The following is an 18,571-nucleotide window of genomic DNA, read 5'->3' as shown; positions in this document are numbered from 1 at the left end:
AATGAAAGGCAGGGGACCAGATAATGAGTGTTTTTATTAATAAAGATACAAGAGTTATTGTGCAAGGGATTACAGGTTCTACCGCTTTATTTCATACGAAGCAGATGCTCGAATATGGCACAAATATCGTTGGCGGTGTAACACCTGGAAAAGGCGGAACGGAAGCGGAAGGTGTTCCTGTATTTCATACAGTGGCTGAAGCAGTCCAAACGACAGGTGCAAACGCGTCTGTTATATATGTGCCTGCACCGTTTGCAGCAGATGCGATTATGGAAGCGGTAGATGCGGAGCTTGACCTCGTGATTTGCATCACGGAGCATATTCCGGTTTTAGATATGGTTAAGGTCAAACGCTTCATGGAAGGCAAGAAAACGCGGCTGATAGGGCCGAACTGTCCTGGCGTCATCACACCTGACGAATGTAAAATCGGCATTATGCCTGGATATATCCATAAAAAGGGCCATGTAGGCGTTGTATCGCGTTCAGGAACTTTAACATACGAAGCGGTCCACCAGCTGTCAGAAGCGGGTGTAGGGCAATCTACAGCTGTTGGGATCGGCGGTGATCCTGTAAATGGAACAAGCTTTATTGACGTTTTAAAAGCGTTTAACGAAGATCCTGACACACACGCTGTTATCATGATTGGCGAGATCGGCGGTACTGCTGAAGAAGAAGCGGCAGAGTGGGTAAAAGCCAACATGACAAAACCGGTAGTCGGTTTTATCGGCGGGAAAACAGCACCGCCAGGGAAACGCATGGGGCATGCAGGCGCCATTATTTCCGGCGGAAAAGGTACTGCTGATGAAAAAATCAAAACCCTTAATGCATGCGGAATCGAAGTTGCAGAGACACCTTCTGTAATGGGCGAAACGTTAATCAAGGTGCTAAAAGAGAAGAACTTGTTCGAAACTTGTAAAACGCATTAATAATGAAGGGACAGCCGTCAAGGCTGTTCCTGCTTTTTCTGTCAAAAGGAGGTCAATATATTGGACCAGGCCGCAGCCTGTTTAATAATTTGCAGAATCAATCACTTATTATCCCCATCCCTTCTATTAAAATGGTGGAAAGCTGATCCTTCTATGTCGCTGACATCACCCGTGTTCGAAACTGTTACGCACAGTAAAATAAAAGCAGCTGCATTAAAAAATAAAATAGAAGAACATTACTCAAACCTTCAGCGCGTACTTGCAGCTTACCGCGAGCAAGGTATTAACATCATCCCGATTTCTTCAAAGCAATATCCTTTCTGGCTGAAAAACATTTATGATCCGCCTGCCGTCCTGTTTGCAAAGGGTGACATGACCCTTCTTTCTAAAGGGAGGAAAATTGGCATTGTAGGGACAAGACATCCAACAGCCTATGGGATACAAGTTGTCAATCATCTTACAACAGAGCTTTGCCGTAAAGATTGGGTGATTGTCAGCGGACTGGCGTCAGGGATAGATGGAATGTCTCATGCTGCAAGTATTAAGGCGAAGGGACGAACAATCGGCGTCATTGCAGGGGGATTTCAGCATATTTATCCTCAAGAAAACCTTCAATTAGCAGATCACATGGCTAAACATCATATTCTTCTGTCAGAGCACCCACCTGAAACCAAACCTCAAAAATGGCATTTTCCTATGAGAAATCGTATTATCAGCGGATTAAGTGAAGGGATTGTTGTCGTGCAAGGAAAAGAAAAGAGCGGTTCACTGATTACTGCGTATCAAGCACTGGAACAAGGGAGAGAGGTATTTGCCGTACCCGGTTTAGTATTTGACCCTTACGCCGGAGGCCCTGTAAAACTCATTCAGCAGGGAGCTAAAGCCATATGGTCAGCAGAAGATATTTTCAATGAGCTTCCTGAGTGAAACGTTCAATATACGGAACCCTTTTGAATTTTCGTTTGACAAACGGTATTGTAATATTTAATAATAGTGAGGATTTAAAGTTGCATATTGTTTTCTATTTAAATAATGACGTTCATCATAAAGAATGAAATGTTGAAAGCCAACGAAAGACAGCTGCAAAACCAAAATTGAAATATGTGAAAAGAGAGAGAACACCTCTTGAGGGGGATGAAAATGTCTGATTATCTAGTCATCGTGGAATCGCCCGCTAAGGCGAAAACGATTGAACGTTACTTAGGTAAAAAATATAAAGTGAAAGCATCAATGGGACATGTCCGGGATCTTCCAAAAAGTCAAATGGGAGTTGACATAGAACAGAATTTCGAACCGAAATATATTACCATTCGAGGCAAAGGGCCGGTATTAAAAGAGCTGAAAACGGCTGCGAAAAAAGCCAAAAAAGTGTATCTCGCAGCCGACCCCGACAGAGAAGGGGAAGCGATTGCATGGCACTTGGCACACAGTCTTGACTTAGATCTCAATTCAGACTGCCGTGTGGTCTTTAACGAAATTACAAAAGACGCCATTAAGGAATCGTTTAAGCATCCTCGCATGATTAATATGGATTTAGTAGATGCACAGCAGGCGCGACGGATTTTAGACAGGCTTGTCGGCTATAAAATCAGTCCTATTCTTTGGAAAAAAGTCAAAAAAGGGCTTAGCGCAGGCCGTGTGCAGTCTGTTGCTCTCCGTTTGATTATCGACCGCGAAAAAGAGATTAATGACTTTAAGCCAGAGGAATATTGGACAATTGACGGTATGTTCTTGAAAGGACAGGAAACATTCGAAGCGAGCTTTTTCGGAAAAAACGGCAAAAAACTTCCTTTAAAAAGTGAAGCAGATGTAAAAGACATTCTTTCTCAGCTTAAAGGCAATAAATATACAGTTGAAAAAGTTACGAAAAAGGAACGCAAACGTAATCCAGCCTTGCCTTTCACCACTTCCACCCTACAGCAGGAAGCTGCGCGTAAGCTCAATTTCAGAGCAAAGAAAACAATGATGATTGCTCAGCAATTATATGAAGGAATTGATCTTGGAAGAGAAGGAACAGTCGGTCTCATCACATACATGAGAACGGATTCAACCCGCATTTCAAATACGGCGGTCGATGAAGCAGCTGCATTTATCGATCAGGCATACGGAAAAGAGTTCTTAGGCGGCAAACGAAAGCCTACGAAAAAGAATGAAAATGCTCAGGATGCTCACGAAGCCATCCGCCCAACATCTGTTCTCAGAAAACCAAGTGAATTAAAAGCAGTACTTGGCCGAGATCAAATGAGATTGTATAAATTAATTTGGGAGCGTTTTGTTGCCAGTCAGATGGCATCTGCGGTTCTAGATACAATGAGTGTTGATTTGACAAACAATGGTTTGACATTTCGTGCGAATGGAAGTAAAGTCAAGTTTTCTGGGTTTATGAAGGTGTATGTTGAAGGAAAAGACGATCAATTAGAAGAAAAAGATCGCATGCTGCCTGACTTACAAGAAGGCGACACGGTATTATCAAAAGATATAGAACCGGAGCAGCATTTTACTCAGCCTCCTCCGCGCTACACTGAGGCACGGCTCGTCAAAACTCTTGAAGAACGAGGTATCGGCCGTCCTTCCACATATGCTCCGACGCTTGATACAATTCAGCGGCGCGGCTACGTGGCTTTGGATAATAAACGCTTTGTTCCGACAGAATTAGGCCAGATCGTCCTTGACCTGATCATGGAATTTTTCCCTGAAATCATTAATGTTGAGTTTACAGCGAAGATGGAAAAAGACCTTGACCATGTAGAAGAAGGCAATACAGAATGGGTTAAGATTATTGATAACTTCTACAGCGATTTTGAAAAACGCGTTAAAAAAGCCGAATCGGAAATGAAGGAAGTTGAAATCGAACCAGAATATGCAGGGGAAGATTGTGAATTATGCGATTCTCCAATGGTATATAAAATGGGGAGGTACGGTAAATTCTTAGCTTGCTCTAACTTCCCGGACTGCCGGAACACAAAACCGATTGTGAAACAAATCGGCGTGAAGTGCCCAAGCTGTGGTGAAGGAAATATTGTTGAGCGAAAATCGAAAAAGAAACGCATTTTTTACGGCTGTGACCGTTATCCGGAATGTGAATTCGTTTCCTGGGATAAACCAATTGAACGAAAATGCCCGAAATGCGAAAACATGCTTGTTGAGAAAAAACTCAAAAAAGGCATACAAGTCCAATGTGTGGAATGCGATTATAAGGAAGAACCACAGAAGTAGCGGTGAGCAGGGTCTTGCTCACCTTCTTTGTGTGGTAAAAGAAGGCCTTGAATAATAAACTAGGAGATGTGAATGATGAACCAACAAACAGTGAATGTAATCGGAGCTGGACTCGCAGGAAGTGAAGCAGCATGGCAGCTTGCCAAACGGGGGATTCAAGTCAAACTATATGAAATGCGCCCTGTTAAACAAACCCCTGCACACCATACAGATAAATTTGCTGAGCTAGTGTGCAGCAACTCTTTGCGCTCCAATACGCTTGCTAACGCTGTCGGTGTATTAAAGGAAGAAATGCGCGCGCTTGATTCAGCCATTATCGCGGCGGCTGACGAATGTTCGGTGCCTGCCGGCGGCGCCCTTGCTGTAGATCGTCACGAATTTGCTGCAAGTGTGACAAATCGGGTGAAAAATCATCCGAACGTAACTGTTATGAATGAAGAAGTGACAGAAATTCCTGAAGGTCCTACTATTATCGCAACAGGTCCATTAACATCTGAATCACTGTCTGCACAGCTGAAGGAACTAACTGGAGAGGACTATTTATATTTTTATGATGCAGCGGCGCCAATTGTAGAAAAAGACAGTTTGGATATGGATAAAGTATACTTGAAATCGCGCTATGATAAAGGTGAAGCGGCATATTTGAACTGCCCGATGACAGAAGAAGAATTTGACCGTTTTCATGAAGCATTAACATCAGCAGAAACAGTCCCATTAAAAGAATTCGAAAAAGAGATTTTCTTTGAAGGCTGTATGCCGATTGAAGTCATGGCAAAACGGGGAAAGAAAACAATGCTTTTTGGGCCGATGAAACCAGTTGGTTTAGAACATCCTGTTACAGGCAAACGTCCGCATGCTGTCGTTCAGCTCAGACAGGATGATGCAGCGGGAACACTCTATAATATTGTAGGATTCCAGACTCATTTAAAATGGGGAGATCAAAAGGAAGTTCTTAAATTGATTCCTGGGCTTGAAAATGTAGAAATTGTCAGATACGGCGTGATGCACAGAAATACATTCATTAACTCTCCAAGTCTGTTAGAGCCGACTTATCAATTTAAAAACCGCAATGATCTGTTCTTTGCAGGGCAAATGACGGGAGTAGAAGGATATGTCGAATCAGCTGCCTCAGGTCTGGTAGCAGGGATTAATGCGGCTAAACTTGTTTTAGGAGAAGAGCTTATTACCTTCCCGCAGGAAACAGCTATAGGAAGCATGGCGCACTATATTACAACAACAAACCAGAAGAATTTCCAACCGATGAATGCAAACTTTGGGCTTTTAAAAGAATTGCCTGTTAAAATTAAAAATAAAAAAGAGCGGAATGAACAATACGCAAATCGTGCAATTGAGACAATTCGAACAATTTCGAAAACAATATAGGTATTGATTGCAACCTGAGCGCGATTTGTGATACCATTTAAAAGCCCTTCCTGGGGAGGTATTAGGCATGGAGAATGTTAAGAATTTCGTAAACTTATTCGTAGAATATTTACAAATTGAAAAAAATTATTCACAATATACTATTGTGAATTATGTGGATTCAATTGAAGAATTCGAGACTTTCCTGCGCGTTCAATGTATAAATGGATTTGAAAAAGCTGCATATCAAGATATTAGGATTTTTCTGACACAAGCCTATGAAAAAGGCTTATCGAGAAGAACGATAAGCAAAAAGATATCTGCATTAAGAAGCTTTTATAAGTTTTTGATGCGGGAAAAGCTTGTTGAAGAAAATCCATTTCAGCTTGTTCATCTGCCGAAACAAGAGAAACGAATACCGAAGTTTCTATATCAAAAAGAGCTTGAGGAGCTGTTTGACGTTTCAGATATAAGCCAGCCGACCGGAATGAGGGATCAAGCACTGTTAGAGCTTCTCTATGCCACCGGAATGAGGGTCAGTGAATGCTGTTCCATAACCATTCACGACATTGACTTATTTATGGACACTGTGCTTGTACACGGTAAAGGTAAGAAACAGCGCTATATCCCCTTTGGGTCTTACGCCCGTGAGGCGTTGAAGGTATATATGAATAGTGGAAGACAGCGCTTGCTGATGAAAGCAAAAGAACCTCATGATCTATTATTCGTAAATCAAAGAGGCGGACCGCTTACAGCCCGAGGAGTCAGGCATATTTTAAGCGGGCTTGTTCAAAAAGCGTCCGGCGCTTTACATATTCATCCGCATATGCTTCGACATACGTTTGCCACTCACCTGTTAAACGAAGGAGCAGATTTGAGAAGCGTCCAGGAACTGCTCGGACATTCCAATCTGTCCTCGACACAGATATACACGCACGTTTCGAAGGAAATGTTGAGAAACACATATATGTCTCACCATCCAAGAGCTTTTAAGAAAAATTAAAGGAGGCCCTCTATGTCATCTTTTCATGCGACCACAATATTTGCCGTACAGCATAAGGGACGAAGTGCTATGTCTGGTGACGGGCAAGTGACATTTGGTCAGGCTGTTGTCATGAAACACACTGCAAGAAAAGTAAGAAAGCTGTTTAACGGTAAGGTTCTTGCAGGTTTTGCGGGATCTGTTGCAGACGCTTTCACTTTATTCGAAAAGTTTGAAGCTAAGCTTGAAGAATATAACGGCAACTTAAAACGGGCGGCTGTTGAGCTTGCAAAGGAATGGCGTAGCGATAAAGTGCTTAGAAAGCTTGAAGCCATGCTGATTGTTATGAATCAGGATACGTTGCTTCTCGTATCAGGAACAGGCGAGGTGATCGAACCAGATGACGGTATTCTCGCAATTGGATCAGGGGGCAATTACGCTCTGGCAGCGGGAAGAGCTTTGAAAAAACATGCTGGGGAAAGTATGTCTGCAAGTGAGATTGCTAGAGCTGCGTTAGAAACAGCAGGCGAAATTTGTGTATACACGAACGATCAAATCATACTGGAAGAGCTTGAATAGAAAGGACTTGAGGCGCATGGAAAAACAACCGTTAACACCAAGACAGATTGTAGATCGGTTAGACCAATATATTGTCGGTCAGCAAAACGCGAAAAAAGCTGTCGCCGTGGCATTAAGAAACCGCTATAGAAGAAGCCTTCTGGATGAAAAGCTGAAGGATGAGGTCGTTCCGAAAAACATTTTAATGATGGGACCTACAGGCGTTGGAAAAACGGAAATTGCCAGACGAATTGCCAAGATTTCAGGTGCGCCATTTATCAAAATTGAAGCAACAAAATTCACTGAAGTCGGCTATGTAGGCAGAGATGTTGAATCTATGGTCAGAGACCTTGTGGAAACCTCTGTTCGGCTTATAAAAGAAGAGAAAATGACTGAAGTAAAGGAACAGGCAGAGGAAAATGCAAACAAACGCATTGTTCGACTGTTAGTTCCGGGGAAGAAAAAACAATCAGGCGTTAAAAATCCATTTGAAATGTTTTTTGGCGGCAGCCAGCCGAATGGTGAAGATGAGGCGGAGAGCCAGGAAGAAGCAAACATTGAAGAAAAAAGAAAACGCATGGCGCATCAGCTTGCTTTAGGAGAACTGGAAGACTACTATGTAACAGTAGAAGTCGAAGAGCAGCAGCCATCTATGTTTGACATGCTGCAGGGCTCGGGTATGGAGCAGATGGGTATGAATATGCAGGATGCGCTGAGCGGATTAATGCCAAAGAAAAAGAAACGGCGCAAAATGACCGTCAGGGAAGCCAGAAAAGTCCTGACGAATGAAGAAGCAAGCAAACTCATCGATATGGATGAAGTCAGCCAGGAAGCCGTTCAGAGAGCTGAAGAAAGCGGAATTATTTTTATCGACGAGATTGATAAAATTGCCAAAAACGGAGGCGCATCATCTTCTGCTGATGTATCCAGAGAAGGTGTTCAGCGAGACATTCTCCCAATCGTTGAAGGCTCTACCGTTGTCACGAAATATGGTTCGGTAAAAACTGACCATGTTCTATTTATTGCAGCAGGAGCCTTTCATATGGCCAAACCGTCTGATTTAATTCCTGAACTGCAAGGGCGTTTTCCGATTCGTGTAGAACTGAGCAAACTCACGGTAGACGACTTCGTAAGAATTTTAATAGAGCCGGATAATGCGTTGCTCAAACAATATCAAGCATTGTTGCAGACAGAAGGTATATCTCTTGAATTTTCTGACGAAGCTATTCATAAGATTGCTGAAGTTGCTTATCATGTGAACCAGGATACTGATAATATCGGTGCGAGGCGCCTTCATACAATACTTGAACGTTTATTAGAAGATCTGTCGTTTGAAGCTCCTGACGTAACAATGGAGAAAATAACAATTACACCGCAGTATGTCGAAGAAAAGCTCGGAACGATAGCTAAAAACAAAGATTTAAGTCAATTTATTTTGTGAAAAATTTAATAAGAGGAATGTTTAGGAGGATTATTTATCATGGCTTTATTACAAAAAACAAGAATTATTAACTCCATGTTGCAAGCTGCAGCAGGGAAACCGGTGAACTTTAAGGAGATGGCGGAGACGCTTCGGGATGTCATTGATTCCAATATTTTCGTTGTAAGCCGCAGAGGGAAACTTCTTGGCTATTCTATTAACCAGCAAATTGAAAATAATCGCATGAAAAAGATGCTTGAGGATCGTCAATTCCCTGAAGAATATACGAAAAATTTATTTAACATCCCTGAAACATCTTCTAACTTGGACATTAATAGTGAGTATACTGCTTTCCCTGTTGAGAATAGAGACCTGTTCCAAGCTGGTTTAACAACAATTGTACCGATCATTGGTGGCGGAGAAAGATTAGGAACGCTCATTCTTTCACGTTTACAGGATCAATTTCATGATGATGACTTGATTCTTGCTGAATATGGCGCTACTGTTGTCGGAATGGAGATCCTGAGAGAAAAAGCAGAAGAAATTGAAGAGGAAGCAAGAAGCAAAGCTGTCGTTCAAATGGCTATCAGTTCTCTTTCTTACAGTGAGCTTGAAGCAATTGAACACATTTTTGAAGAGCTTGATGGGAACGAGGGCCTTCTTGTTGCAAGTAAAATCGCTGATCGCGTCGGCATTACCCGTTCTGTCATTGTGAATGCACTCAGAAAGCTGGAAAGCGCGGGTGTTATCGAGTCAAGATCATTAGGAATGAAAGGTACTTATATCAAAGTTCTAAACAGCAAATTCCTAATCGAATTAGAACATTTAAAATCACATTAATCACGCAAAGAACCCCTTTATGAGGGGTTCTTTTTTTATCTCAAATAAAGGAAATGAATAAGCTTTATTTCCTGGGTTGAAAGTCGTTCTTTGTAATAATTTTAATAAACCACACAAATTTCTCGAAAAATCACAAAAAATGACGAAAAGTATATAGAAAAAACGGAAATTGTGTTATATTCAGGCTTATATGCAAACAGAAAATGTAGTTCTAATAATCTAGGACTTTGTACCTAGATGTAAAATAGATAATTGTGAGGACAATTTTTTATGCGAACTTCATAGACTTTATGCCTGTTATTTCTTACAATAAGCATAGAGTTTTACAATTCTCGACAAGGATACTGAGGATGAAAAAAACTGAAATGGAGGTAAGTGGATATGAGCTTATTTTCTGGAACGATACAAAATCTTGATAATGCCTTGAATAGAGCAGATATTAAGCAAAAAGTCATAACTAATAATATTGCCAATATAGATACACCGAACTATAAGGCAAAAAAAGTCTCTTTCCAAAATTCGCTAGAACAAGAGTCCTCTCGTTTCGAAGCGACAAAAACGGACTATCGTCATATTGATTTTTCTGATGGTGATTCGAATTATTCAATTGTGAAAAGTAGAAATACATCGTATCAACAAAATGGAAACAATGTCGACGTGGACAAAGAGATGACAGAATTGGCGCAAAATCAAATCAACTATCAAGCATTAGTTGAAAGAATGAACGGAAAATTTAATTCGTTGAAAACCGTATTAACAGGAGGAAGATGATGACAGCTTTTCATAGCTTAAATGTTTCAGCGTCTGCTTTAACAGCTCAGCGAGTCAGGATGGACGTTGTATCGTCTAACTTGGCGAATGTGGATACAACAAGAGCAAAGCAGGTGAATGGAGAATGGGTGCCTTACAGAAGAAAAATGGTTTCTCTTCAGTCAAAAGGTGAATCGTTCTCTTCTATCCTCAATTCTAAAATGAGCGGAAGCGGAAACGCTGGAAACGGTGTGAAAGTTTCTAAAGTTACTGAGGATGATTCAGAATTTAATCTTGTCTATGATCCGACAGACCCTGATGCAAACGCTGAAGGGTATGTACAAAAGCCTAATGTGGATCCATTGAAAGAAATGGTTGACCTTGTCAGCAGCACAAGATCATACGAGGCGAATGTCACTGCGATGAATGCCACTAAGGGAATGCTGATGAAAGCATTAGAAATCGGAAAGTAAGGTGAATGAATGTGATGAATGCAATGAATGCAATTTCTCCATTTCAAGTGCAAAATATTCAAAATGCAACAAATCAAGTAAACAATAGCCAAAAAACAAATTCTTCAAATCAAACAAGCTTTTCGGAGCTTTTAAAAAACTCTATTAGTTCGTTAAATGAGTCCCAAGTAACTTCTGACAACATGACTAATGCTTTGGCAGCAGGAAAAGATGTAAATCTTGATGAAGTGATGATCGCCGCTCAAAAAGCAAACATCTCTCTCACTGCTGCTACAGAGTTCCGCAATAAAGCTGTGGAAGCATATCAGGAGATTATGAGAATGCAAATGTAGGGGGTCTGACGATTAAGAGAAAGAGTGGAATGACCGGGGGTTAACATGAATCGTACTCTAATGCAAATAAAAAACAAAACAAGTGAGTTTTGGAAAAACAGATCTAAATTACAAAAGATTTTAATGATTAGTGCTTTAGCGGCAATTATTATTATTGGAATTATTGTTAGTGTTTTTGCTTCTAATACAAAAATGGCGCCGCTGTACAAAGATTTGTCTGCAGAAGAAGCAGGGAAAATTAAAGAAGAACTTGATGCGAAGAAAGTGCCAAACGAACTTTCAAACGGCGGTACAGTCATTAGCGTTCCGGAAGATCAGGTTGATTCATTAAAAGTACAAATGGCTGCAGAAGGGCTTCCGAAAACCGGATCAATTGATTATTCGTTTTTTGGACAGAATGCCGGCTTCGGTATGACAGATAATGAGTTTGATATGGTCAAAGTGAAAGCGACACAGACAGAACTGTCAAATTTGATCAATGAGATGGACGGTATCAAAAATTCAAAAGTAATGATTAACCTTCCGAAAGACGCTGTGTTTGTCGGTGAGGATCAATCTGCAGCATCCGCGTCAATCGTTCTGCAGATTCAACCGGGCTATACGCTAGATCAAAGCCAGGTCAACGGATTGTATCATCTAGTATCGAAAAGCGTGCCCAGCCTAAAAGAAGATAACATCGTCATCATGGACCAAAACTCTACATACTACGACAAATCAGACAGTGGTGCAGGGTCCTACGCGGATAGTTATTCTTCCCAGCAAGGAATTAAGTCCCAAGTTGAAAAAGACATTCAAAAACATGTTCAGTCATTGCTTGGAACGATGATGGGGCAAGATAAAGTAGTTGTCTCTGTTACAGCTGATGTTGATTTCACAAAAGAAAATCGCACAGAAGACATTGTCGAGCCTGTTGATAAAGAAAACATGGAAGGCATTGCGGTCAGCGCGGAAAAAGTATCTGAAACATACCAGGGTGACGGTGCAGCCGATGGCGGTACTGCCGGAACTGGTGAGGAAGATGTAACGAACTATAAAGCTGCTGATGATAATAACGGAAGCGGAAATTACGAAAAAAGCAGCAATAAAATCAATTACGAGGTTAACCGCATCCATAAAGAAATCGCTGAAAGTCCTTATAAGGTCAGAGATTTAGGAATTCAAGTCATGGTAGAGCCGCCTGATGCAAAAAATACAGCGTCGCTGTCAACTGAAAGACAGGATGATATACAAAAAATCCTCTCAACTGTAGTCAGAACATCACTGGATAAGGACACAACACAAAACCAGAACCTTTCTGATCAAGATATTAATAATAAAATTGTTGTCTCCGTTCAGCCATTTGACGGGAAAGTCAACTTAGATACAAATACGGAAAAATCCTCAGGTATCCCGCTGTGGGCATATATCGTAGGCGGTGTTTTAATAGCGGCGATCATTATTCTGATCATTATGCTTATCAGAAAGAAAAGAGCGCAAGAGGATGAGTTTGAGGAATACGAGTATGAGAGTCCACAAGAACCAATTAACATGCCTGATATCAATGAAGAGGAAAATGAAACACCGGAAACAGTCAGACGAAAACAGCTTGAAAAAATGGCGAAAGACAAGCCGGAAGATTTTGCAAAACTGCTAAGAAGCTGGCTGGACGAGGATTAGGAGGAATTAGAAATGGCGAGACGTGATCAAGATAAGCTTACAGGAAAACAAAAAGCAGCCATTCTCATGATTTCCCTGGGGTTAGATGTGTCAGCTTCTGTGTATAAGCACTTAACCGATGAAGAAATTGAAAGGCTTACCTTAGAAATATCAGGTGTTCGAAGTGTCGATCATCAAAAAAAGGATGAAATTATAGAAGAATTTCATAATATAGCCATTGCGCAGGATTATATTTCTCAAGGCGGTCTAAGCTATGCGAGACAAGTTCTTGAGAAGGCGCTTGGAGAGAATAAGGCGGAAAACATCCTTAATAGGCTGACTTCTTCTTTACAAGTTAAACCATTTGATTTTGCCAGAAAAGCGGAGCCCGAACAAATCTTGAATTTTATACAGCAAGAGCATCCGCAGACGATGGCGTTAATTTTGTCCTATTTAGATCCTGTGCAATCCGGGCAAATTTTATCTGAGCTGAACCCTGAGGTACAGGCTGAGGTTGCGAGAAGAATCGCTGTTATGGACAGAACGGCACCTGAAATTATAAATGAGGTAGAACGGATTCTGGAACAAAAAATATCTTCGGCATTTACTCAGGACTATACACAAACAGGCGGAATTGAAGCTGTTGTTGAAGTGTTAAACGGAGTTGACAGAGGCACAGAGAAAACGATCTTGGATTCATTGGAAATTCAGGATCCTGATCTTGCTGAAGAAATTAAAAAGCGGATGTTTGTCTTTGAAGATATTGTTACACTTGATAACCGCGCCATTCAGCGAGTCATTCGCGATGTTGAGAACGACGATCTGCTTCTTTCATTAAAAGTTGCCAGCGAGGAAGTTAAAGAAATCGTGTTCAACAATATGTCACAGCGTATGGTTGAAACCTTTAAAGAAGAAATGGAATTTATGGGACCTGTACGTTTGAAAGATGTAGAAGAAGCTCAATCAAGAATTGTAAGCATCGTCAGAAAGCTTGAAGAAGCCGGTGAAATTGTAATAGCAAGAGGCGGAGGGGACGATATTATTGTCTAATATCATTAAACAAGAATCATCTTTTTCTCCACAAAAGGAAAAAAGAAAGCTCTCTGTACAAGAGGTGCGTATCGATCATTCTCACCTTTTGCAGGCTGAAGAGAACCCAGAAGCAATTATGGCCCGAGTGAAAGAGGAAGCTGACCGGATTTCTGAGCAGGCAAACAGCCATATAGAAAATATTCGCCGTCAAATTGAGCAGGAAAAAAATGATTGGTCGGCTGAAAAACAGAAGCTTATTGAAGAAGCAAAAGCCGAGGGCTTTGAACAGGGTATGGCATTAGGAAAGGCTGAGGCGATGCAGCAGTACGCTGAACTCATCAGCCAAGCGAACAGCATAACTGAAATGTCCAGAAAAGCTGTTGAGGATAAGCTTGAAGACGCTAATGGAGAAATTGTTGAGCTTGCCGTTGCACTTGCTAAAAAAATATGGCAACAAACATCTGATGATAAAGAGGCTTTTCTACTGCTAGTGAAACAAGTCATTAACGAAGTAAAGGAATACGACGATATATCAATATATGTAGATCCATATTACTATGAGACAGTCTTTCAGCAAAAAGACGAAATCCAGCATTTGCTTCATAAAGAATGCCGGCTCGGCATATATGCTGATGAAAAAGCTCAAAAAGGAACCTGTTTTATTGAGACACCTTTTGGCAGGGTAGATGCGAGTGTTGACACACAATTGATGCAATTGAAAGATAAACTTCTGACAGCGTTGGAAGCGGGTGCAGCTGAATGAATACACAGAGTCTGATAGATTGTATCGACATGACGGACTCATATAAACGGTACGGTAAAGTCAAACGAGTGATCGGCCTGATGATTGAATCAAAAGGACCTGCGAGCTCAATTGGCGACGTGTGCCTGATTTATGCAAAAGGACATTCTGGCAATGTCATTAAAGCTGAGGTTGTCGGCTTTCAGGAAGAAAACATTTTGCTAATGCCTTATTTAGAAGCTGCAAGCATTGCGCCTGGCAGCATTGTAGAAGCTACTGGTGAATCTCTTCGCGTGAAAGTTGGAGCCGGACTGATCGGACAAGTTGTCGACGCTTTTGGTGAACCGCTTGACGGAACGCTTTTGCCAAAAGGGCTTTCACCTGTATCGACGGAGCAATCACCGCCTAATCCGATGAAACGGCCGCCTATCCGGGAAAAGATGGGTGTCGGTGTCAGATCAATTGACAGTTTATTGACGGTCGGTAAAGGCCAGCGGATTGGTATTTTTGCAGGAAGCGGTGTCGGAAAAAGTACATTAATGGGGATGATTGCCAAACAGACAGAGGCTGACTTAAACGTCATTGCACTTGTCGGGGAGCGCGGGCGAGAGGTTCGTGAGTTTATTGAAAAAGACCTGGGAGAAGAGGGCTTAAAACGATCGATTGTAGTCGTTGCCACCTCAGATCAGCCAGCATTAATGAGATTGAAAGCAGCATATACTGCAACTGCAATTGCTGAGTATTTCCGTGATAAAGGCCAAAATGTCATGTTTATGATGGATTCTGTTACAAGGGTGGCAATGGCGCAGCGTGAGATTGGGCTGGCTGCCGGAGAGCCTCCGACGACAAAAGGCTATACACCTTCCGTGTTCGCTATTTTACCTCGTTTATTAGAGAGAACAGGTGCAAATGAACATGGAACCATTACGGCGTTTTATACTGTGTTGGTAGACGGGGATGACATGAATGAGCCGATCGCTGACACTGTTCGCGGTATTTTAGACGGACATATTGTGTTGGATAGGGCGCTTGCTAATAAAGGCCAGTTTCCCGCAGTTAATATACTAAAAAGTATTAGCAGGGTGATGTCAAACATATCGACAAGACAACATCTGGATGCAGCAAATAAATTCCGTGAATTGTTATCGACGTATCAAAATTCGGAAGACCTCATTAATATCGGAGCTTACAAAAGAGGATCCTCAAGAGAAATTGATGAAGCCATTCAATTTTATCCGCAGCTTATTCAATTTTTAAAACAGGGAACAGATGATTCAGCATCATTGGAAGAAAGCATTGCTGCATTAACTAGTTTGACAGGAAATGAGGAATAAACGTGGTTTATCAATTTAGATTCCAAAAGCTGCTGGAACTAAAAGAAAATGAGAAAGATCAATCCTTATCCGAATATCAGCAATCCGTTTCTGAATTTGAAAATGTTGCTGAAAAATTATATGAAAATATGAGCAAAAAGGAATTGCTTGAACAAAATAAGGAAAAGAGATTGAAAAGCGGCATGAGTGTGCAAGAGATGAGGCATTACCAGCAATTTGTCTCAAATCTGGAAAATACGATTTATCACTATCAAAAGCTTGTTATTATGAAAAGAAATCAAATGAATCAAAAACAAGAAATTTTGACTGAGAAAAATATTGAAGTGAAAAAGTTTGAAAAAATGCGTGAAAAACAGTTTAAAATGTTTGCTCTTGAAGACAAAGCTGCAGAGATGAAAGAAATGGATGACATTTCGATTAAGCAGTTTATGATTCAAGGCCATTAGGAGCGAATGTAATGTCCGGCAAAAAGAAAGAATCAGGTAAGTCCCGTTCGGTTTTGCTTATCATTATCCTACCGCTGGTGTTTCTTTTAATCGCAGGGGGAATTATTCTTTGGGCTGCTGGTGTCAATGTTTTAAAGCCAATACAGGAAACGGCGGCAAAAACGCCGGTTTTAAAAGAATTGGTTCCTGAAACCGAAAATAAAAAAGACACAGCATCAAGTAAGGATAGCAGTAATACGGCAGCTTTGGAAAAGACCATTAAGGATCAAAAAAGTGAAATCAATATATTGAATAAAGATTTAGAAACGAGTAAATCTGAAATTGACAGACTCAATCAAAAAATCCGTTCACTTGAAAAGACAGCAGAGGATCAAAAAAAGTCATCAGAAGATCATACTGAAAATGCATCAGGACCGGATTCTTCCTCTAAAAACGACAAGGTGATCAGCGTATATAAAAGCATGGACAGCGGAAAGGCTGCAAAAATCATTTCCCAATTAAAGGAGCAAGAAGCGCTGAAAATATTGAATGGCTTAAGTAAAAAGCAGCTTGCTGACATATTGGCGAAGATGACTCCTGAGCAAGCAGCAACCTACACAGAAAAAATTGCTGCCAGCCATGAATAAGGGGGGATGAAAGGTGAAGCTGCTTGACTTGGCGGGCCCTATGCTGAAAAACACAGCAGGACCTGCGGCTAAAACCATGAATAGTAGCCAGGGGGTTTTTCAAAATTGGCTTATGTCTGAGACCGGATTGAAGGAACTCTCAGAACAAGGTAAGGAAACTCCTGCTGGTGATCAGCTTTTAACAGATGCGCTTAAAAAAATCAGAGATTGGCTAAACGCAAGTCCTGAAGAGCAAGACAAACAAAAAGCAGACCTTCTGCAAACATTAAGCAAACTAACAGGGAAGCAGTTGGATGAAACGGCTCAGCAAATGCTGCAGAATCTGTTGCAGACAGTAGAATTAAAAATGTCTGACGAAACGGCGCCATTACTTGCGGAATCGGGGAAAATCATTTCAGAAGGCAAATTGGCCTCAGCTGTCAATGATACCGATGGAGAACTGAAGTCTGATACAGAGCAATCAAATCAGGAGAATGTAGAGTCTAAGGATAATAAAGAACTTATCTTTATCCAGATGTTCATTAGTCATCTGTTAGAAGGGAATAAGCTGTCTGATCGCGGGAATGGCAATAAAGCCCATGCCGTTTATCAGAACGGAGATCAATTTCTTTCTTCATTAGAAAAAAAGGGTGTATCTCAACAGCTCATTCAGGATTTAAAACAGCAAATATTCACTAAAGATGAGTCGAGTTCTAAGCTATATTCGATGACAGCATCAGAACTGAAAAGCTTTCAAAGCTTAATGGAACAAATGTCTATGCTGCCTCAAAAAGGGACAAAAGAATGGAATTTAGCTGAAAGTCAATTGAAGGCTTTCTTGTTACCGAAATCATCCGAATCATCACAAGACTTTGGGAAGCGTGTTCTGGCACCGTCCTCACAGAGTTCATTCAGCAAAAATTCATCGGATATTTCTGGAAGCGTTCAATCTGTTGATAGTAAATCAGGACTTCACATGATGTTCTCAGGATACCGGAGCACAGGCGGAGTTCAAACACTTAATCCGCAGCAGATGTCATCTGATTTACCGGCTGCCGAAACAAAAACGGTAGCTGATCAAGTGATCAAAGGGTGGAAACAGATGAAATATACGCCTTTCGGCAGATCGACAGGAAGCTTCACCATTCGGCTGAATCCTGGACATCTAGGATTTGTCACAATCAAGCTGACAAATGAAAATGGGATGTTTCAGAGTAAGATCATTGCATCAAGCCAATCAGCAAAAGAATTGCTTGAACAGCATCTTCCTCAGCTGAAGCAATCATTGCCGAATATGGCAGTCCAAATTGATCGTTTCACGCTCCCGGTCCAAAGCGGAGATCAGCCGATATACGGGCAGCTTGCTGATGAACAGAAACAGCAGCAAGATGGACAGAGACAGCAAAGACAGAAAAAACAATCAAATGATTTCGGTGATCTGCTCGATGAAATATCGGAAGTTGATATGGAGGAAGAAGAATGACTTCTATAAGTTCAGAATATAAACTGCCTGAAAAAACAAGCACTGCGCCGACTGGCAATAGCAGCTTGGGGAAAGATGAATTCTTAAAAATATTAATGACCCAAGTTAAAAGCCAAGATCCGCTCAACCCGGTCGATGATAAAGAATTCATCAGTCAGATGGCGACATTTTCTAGTCTGGAACAAATGATGAATCTGAATACCACAATGACTAAGTTCGTCGAAAATCAGGATCCGTTTACGACGTATCTTGATTGGATGGGAAAAGAAGTTTCTTGGACTGCTGACGGAGGAGCAACAGAAAAAGCAGGCACAGTAAGTTCAGTAAAACAGTCAAAAGGAAAATATTATCTTGTTCTTAATGATGGCACTGAAATCAGCCCGACGAATGTGTTGTCTGTAGCACAGTCTTCTAAATAAAACAATCTGGGGGAAT

General features: G+C 41.2%; 19 protein-coding genes. All 19 read left to right on the top strand.

The annotated features are described in order from the left end of the window. Nucleotides 1–23: 23 nt before the first annotated feature. On the top strand, nt 24–926 hold the full coding sequence (gene sucD, locus AAGG74_RS05650) for a succinate--CoA ligase subunit alpha (RefSeq protein ID WP_162101581.1): 903 nt from the start codon (nt 24–26) through the stop codon (nt 924–926). A gap of 60 nt (nt 927–986) precedes the next feature. After that, entirely contained in the window at nt 987–1,853 is an 867-nt protein-coding gene (gene dprA / locus AAGG74_RS05645; protein WP_162101582.1) for a DNA-processing protein DprA, read from the top strand. A 213-nt stretch (nt 1,854–2,066) separates the two neighbouring features. Beyond that, complete coding sequence (gene topA, locus AAGG74_RS05640; RefSeq protein WP_429674756.1) at nt 2,067–4,142, top strand: type I DNA topoisomerase; 2,076 nt, start codon at nt 2,067–2,069, stop codon at nt 4,140–4,142. A 75-nt stretch (nt 4,143–4,217) separates the two neighbouring features. Continuing rightward, nucleotides 4,218–5,525, top strand: coding sequence for an FADH(2)-oxidizing methylenetetrahydrofolate--tRNA-(uracil(54)-C(5))-methyltransferase TrmFO (gene trmFO / locus AAGG74_RS05635; RefSeq protein ID WP_162101584.1), 1,308 nt, complete (start codon nt 4,218–4,220; stop codon nt 5,523–5,525). 67 nt (nt 5,526–5,592) lie between these two features. Then, nucleotides 5,593–6,507, top strand: coding sequence for a tyrosine recombinase XerC (xerC, locus tag AAGG74_RS05630; RefSeq protein ID WP_429674755.1), 915 nt, complete (start codon nt 5,593–5,595; stop codon nt 6,505–6,507). 12 nt (nt 6,508–6,519) lie between these two features. Then, the gene (gene clpQ, locus AAGG74_RS05625) at nt 6,520–7,065 is read left to right on the top strand and encodes an ATP-dependent protease subunit ClpQ (RefSeq protein WP_003238555.1); all 546 of its coding nucleotides are present in this window, start codon (nt 6,520–6,522) and stop codon (nt 7,063–7,065) included. A gap of 16 nt (nt 7,066–7,081) precedes the next feature. Next, nucleotides 7,082–8,485: an ATP-dependent protease ATPase subunit HslU gene (gene hslU / locus AAGG74_RS05620; RefSeq protein WP_162101586.1), complete on the top strand. Its 1,404-nt coding sequence runs from the start codon at nt 7,082–7,084 to the stop codon at nt 8,483–8,485. Between the two features lie 39 nt (nt 8,486–8,524). Further along, a complete protein-coding gene (codY, locus tag AAGG74_RS05615; RefSeq protein WP_162101587.1) occupies nt 8,525–9,304 on the top strand; it encodes a GTP-sensing pleiotropic transcriptional regulator CodY in 780 nt (259 codons plus the stop codon). A gap of 381 nt (nt 9,305–9,685) precedes the next feature. Further along, nucleotides 9,686–10,075, top strand: coding sequence for a flagellar basal body rod protein FlgB (flgB, locus tag AAGG74_RS05610; RefSeq protein WP_429674753.1), 390 nt, complete (start codon nt 9,686–9,688; stop codon nt 10,073–10,075). Then, nucleotides 10,075–10,527 carry a flagellar basal body rod protein FlgC gene (gene flgC, locus AAGG74_RS05605; RefSeq protein WP_162101589.1) on the top strand — a complete coding sequence of 151 codons (453 nt, stop codon included), beginning with the start codon at nt 10,075–10,077 and terminating at the stop codon, nt 10,525–10,527. Before flgB ends, flgC begins: the two co-directional genes overlap by 1 nt. A 14-nt stretch (nt 10,528–10,541) precedes the next feature. Further along, nucleotides 10,542–10,859, top strand: coding sequence for a flagellar hook-basal body complex protein FliE (gene fliE, locus AAGG74_RS05600; protein ID WP_429674752.1), 318 nt, complete (start codon nt 10,542–10,544; stop codon nt 10,857–10,859). Nucleotides 10,860–10,904: 45 nt separating this feature from the next. Beyond that, nucleotides 10,905–12,515, top strand: coding sequence for a flagellar basal-body MS-ring/collar protein FliF (gene fliF, locus AAGG74_RS05595; RefSeq protein WP_162101591.1), 1,611 nt, complete (start codon nt 10,905–10,907; stop codon nt 12,513–12,515). Nucleotides 12,516–12,527: 12 nt separating this feature from the next. After that, the gene (fliG, locus tag AAGG74_RS05590) at nt 12,528–13,544 is read left to right on the top strand and encodes a flagellar motor switch protein FliG (RefSeq protein WP_162101592.1); all 1,017 of its coding nucleotides are present in this window, start codon (nt 12,528–12,530) and stop codon (nt 13,542–13,544) included. After that, the gene (fliH, locus tag AAGG74_RS05585) at nt 13,537–14,289 is read left to right on the top strand and encodes a flagellar assembly protein FliH (RefSeq protein WP_429674751.1); all 753 of its coding nucleotides are present in this window, start codon (nt 13,537–13,539) and stop codon (nt 14,287–14,289) included. Before fliG ends, fliH begins: the two co-directional genes overlap by 8 nt. Continuing rightward, nucleotides 14,286–15,602, top strand: a complete 1,317-nt coding sequence (gene fliI / locus AAGG74_RS05580; RefSeq protein WP_225494050.1) for a flagellar protein export ATPase FliI — start codon at nt 14,286–14,288, stop codon at nt 15,600–15,602. Before fliH ends, fliI begins: the two co-directional genes overlap by 4 nt. A gap of 2 nt (nt 15,603–15,604) precedes the next feature. Beyond that, nucleotides 15,605–16,048 carry a flagellar export protein FliJ gene (gene fliJ / locus AAGG74_RS05575; RefSeq protein WP_162101595.1) on the top strand — a complete coding sequence of 148 codons (444 nt, stop codon included), beginning with the start codon at nt 15,605–15,607 and terminating at the stop codon, nt 16,046–16,048. A gap of 11 nt (nt 16,049–16,059) precedes the next feature. Further along, the gene (locus tag AAGG74_RS05570; protein WP_429674750.1) at nt 16,060–16,674 is read left to right on the top strand and encodes a MotE family protein; all 615 of its coding nucleotides are present in this window, start codon (nt 16,060–16,062) and stop codon (nt 16,672–16,674) included. 13 nt (nt 16,675–16,687) lie between these two features. Further along, nucleotides 16,688–18,136, top strand: coding sequence for a flagellar hook-length control protein FliK (locus AAGG74_RS05565; RefSeq protein WP_429674748.1), 1,449 nt, complete (start codon nt 16,688–16,690; stop codon nt 18,134–18,136). After that, nucleotides 18,133–18,555, top strand: coding sequence for a flagellar hook assembly protein FlgD (flgD, locus tag AAGG74_RS05560; protein ID WP_162101598.1), 423 nt, complete (start codon nt 18,133–18,135; stop codon nt 18,553–18,555). The genes AAGG74_RS05565 and flgD overlap by 4 nt, the downstream gene beginning before the upstream one ends. Nucleotides 18,556–18,571 lie beyond the last annotated feature (16 nt).

The organism is Bacillus mexicanus, assembly GCF_050445615.1.
Lineage (GTDB): Bacteria > Bacillota > Bacilli > Bacillales > Bacillaceae > Bacillus > Bacillus mexicanus.
The sequence above is the reverse complement of the archived record's forward strand: the minus strand, read 5'-3'. Positions and strand labels throughout refer to the sequence as shown.

What these genes read in the sequence shown, in the direction of transcription:
- sucD (WP_162101581.1), top strand. Translation starts at nt 24, where the DNA reads ATGAGTGTTTTTATTAATAAAGATACAAGAGTTATTGTGCAAGGGATT.
- topA (WP_429674756.1), top strand. Translation starts at nt 2,067, where the DNA reads ATGTCTGATTATCTAGTCATCGTGGAATCGCCCGCTAAGGCGAAAACG.
- trmFO (WP_162101584.1), top strand. Translation starts at nt 4,218, where the DNA reads ATGAACCAACAAACAGTGAATGTAATCGGAGCTGGACTCGCAGGAAGT.
- xerC (WP_429674755.1), top strand. Translation starts at nt 5,593, where the DNA reads ATGGAGAATGTTAAGAATTTCGTAAACTTATTCGTAGAATATTTACAA.
- clpQ (WP_003238555.1), top strand. Translation starts at nt 6,520, where the DNA reads ATGTCATCTTTTCATGCGACCACAATATTTGCCGTACAGCATAAGGGA.
- hslU (WP_162101586.1), top strand. Translation starts at nt 7,082, where the DNA reads ATGGAAAAACAACCGTTAACACCAAGACAGATTGTAGATCGGTTAGAC.
- codY (WP_162101587.1), top strand. Translation starts at nt 8,525, where the DNA reads ATGGCTTTATTACAAAAAACAAGAATTATTAACTCCATGTTGCAAGCT.
- flgB (WP_429674753.1), top strand. Translation starts at nt 9,686, where the DNA reads ATGAGCTTATTTTCTGGAACGATACAAAATCTTGATAATGCCTTGAAT.
- flgC (WP_162101589.1), top strand. Translation starts at nt 10,075, where the DNA reads ATGACAGCTTTTCATAGCTTAAATGTTTCAGCGTCTGCTTTAACAGCT.
- fliE (WP_429674752.1), top strand. Translation starts at nt 10,542, where the DNA reads ATGAATGCAATGAATGCAATTTCTCCATTTCAAGTGCAAAATATTCAA.
- fliF (WP_162101591.1), top strand. Translation starts at nt 10,905, where the DNA reads ATGAATCGTACTCTAATGCAAATAAAAAACAAAACAAGTGAGTTTTGG.
- fliG (WP_162101592.1), top strand. Translation starts at nt 12,528, where the DNA reads ATGGCGAGACGTGATCAAGATAAGCTTACAGGAAAACAAAAAGCAGCC.
- fliI (WP_225494050.1), top strand. Translation starts at nt 14,286, where the DNA reads ATGAATACACAGAGTCTGATAGATTGTATCGACATGACGGACTCATAT.
- AAGG74_RS05570 (WP_429674750.1), top strand. Translation starts at nt 16,060, where the DNA reads ATGTCCGGCAAAAAGAAAGAATCAGGTAAGTCCCGTTCGGTTTTGCTT.
- flgD (WP_162101598.1), top strand. Translation starts at nt 18,133, where the DNA reads ATGACTTCTATAAGTTCAGAATATAAACTGCCTGAAAAAACAAGCACT.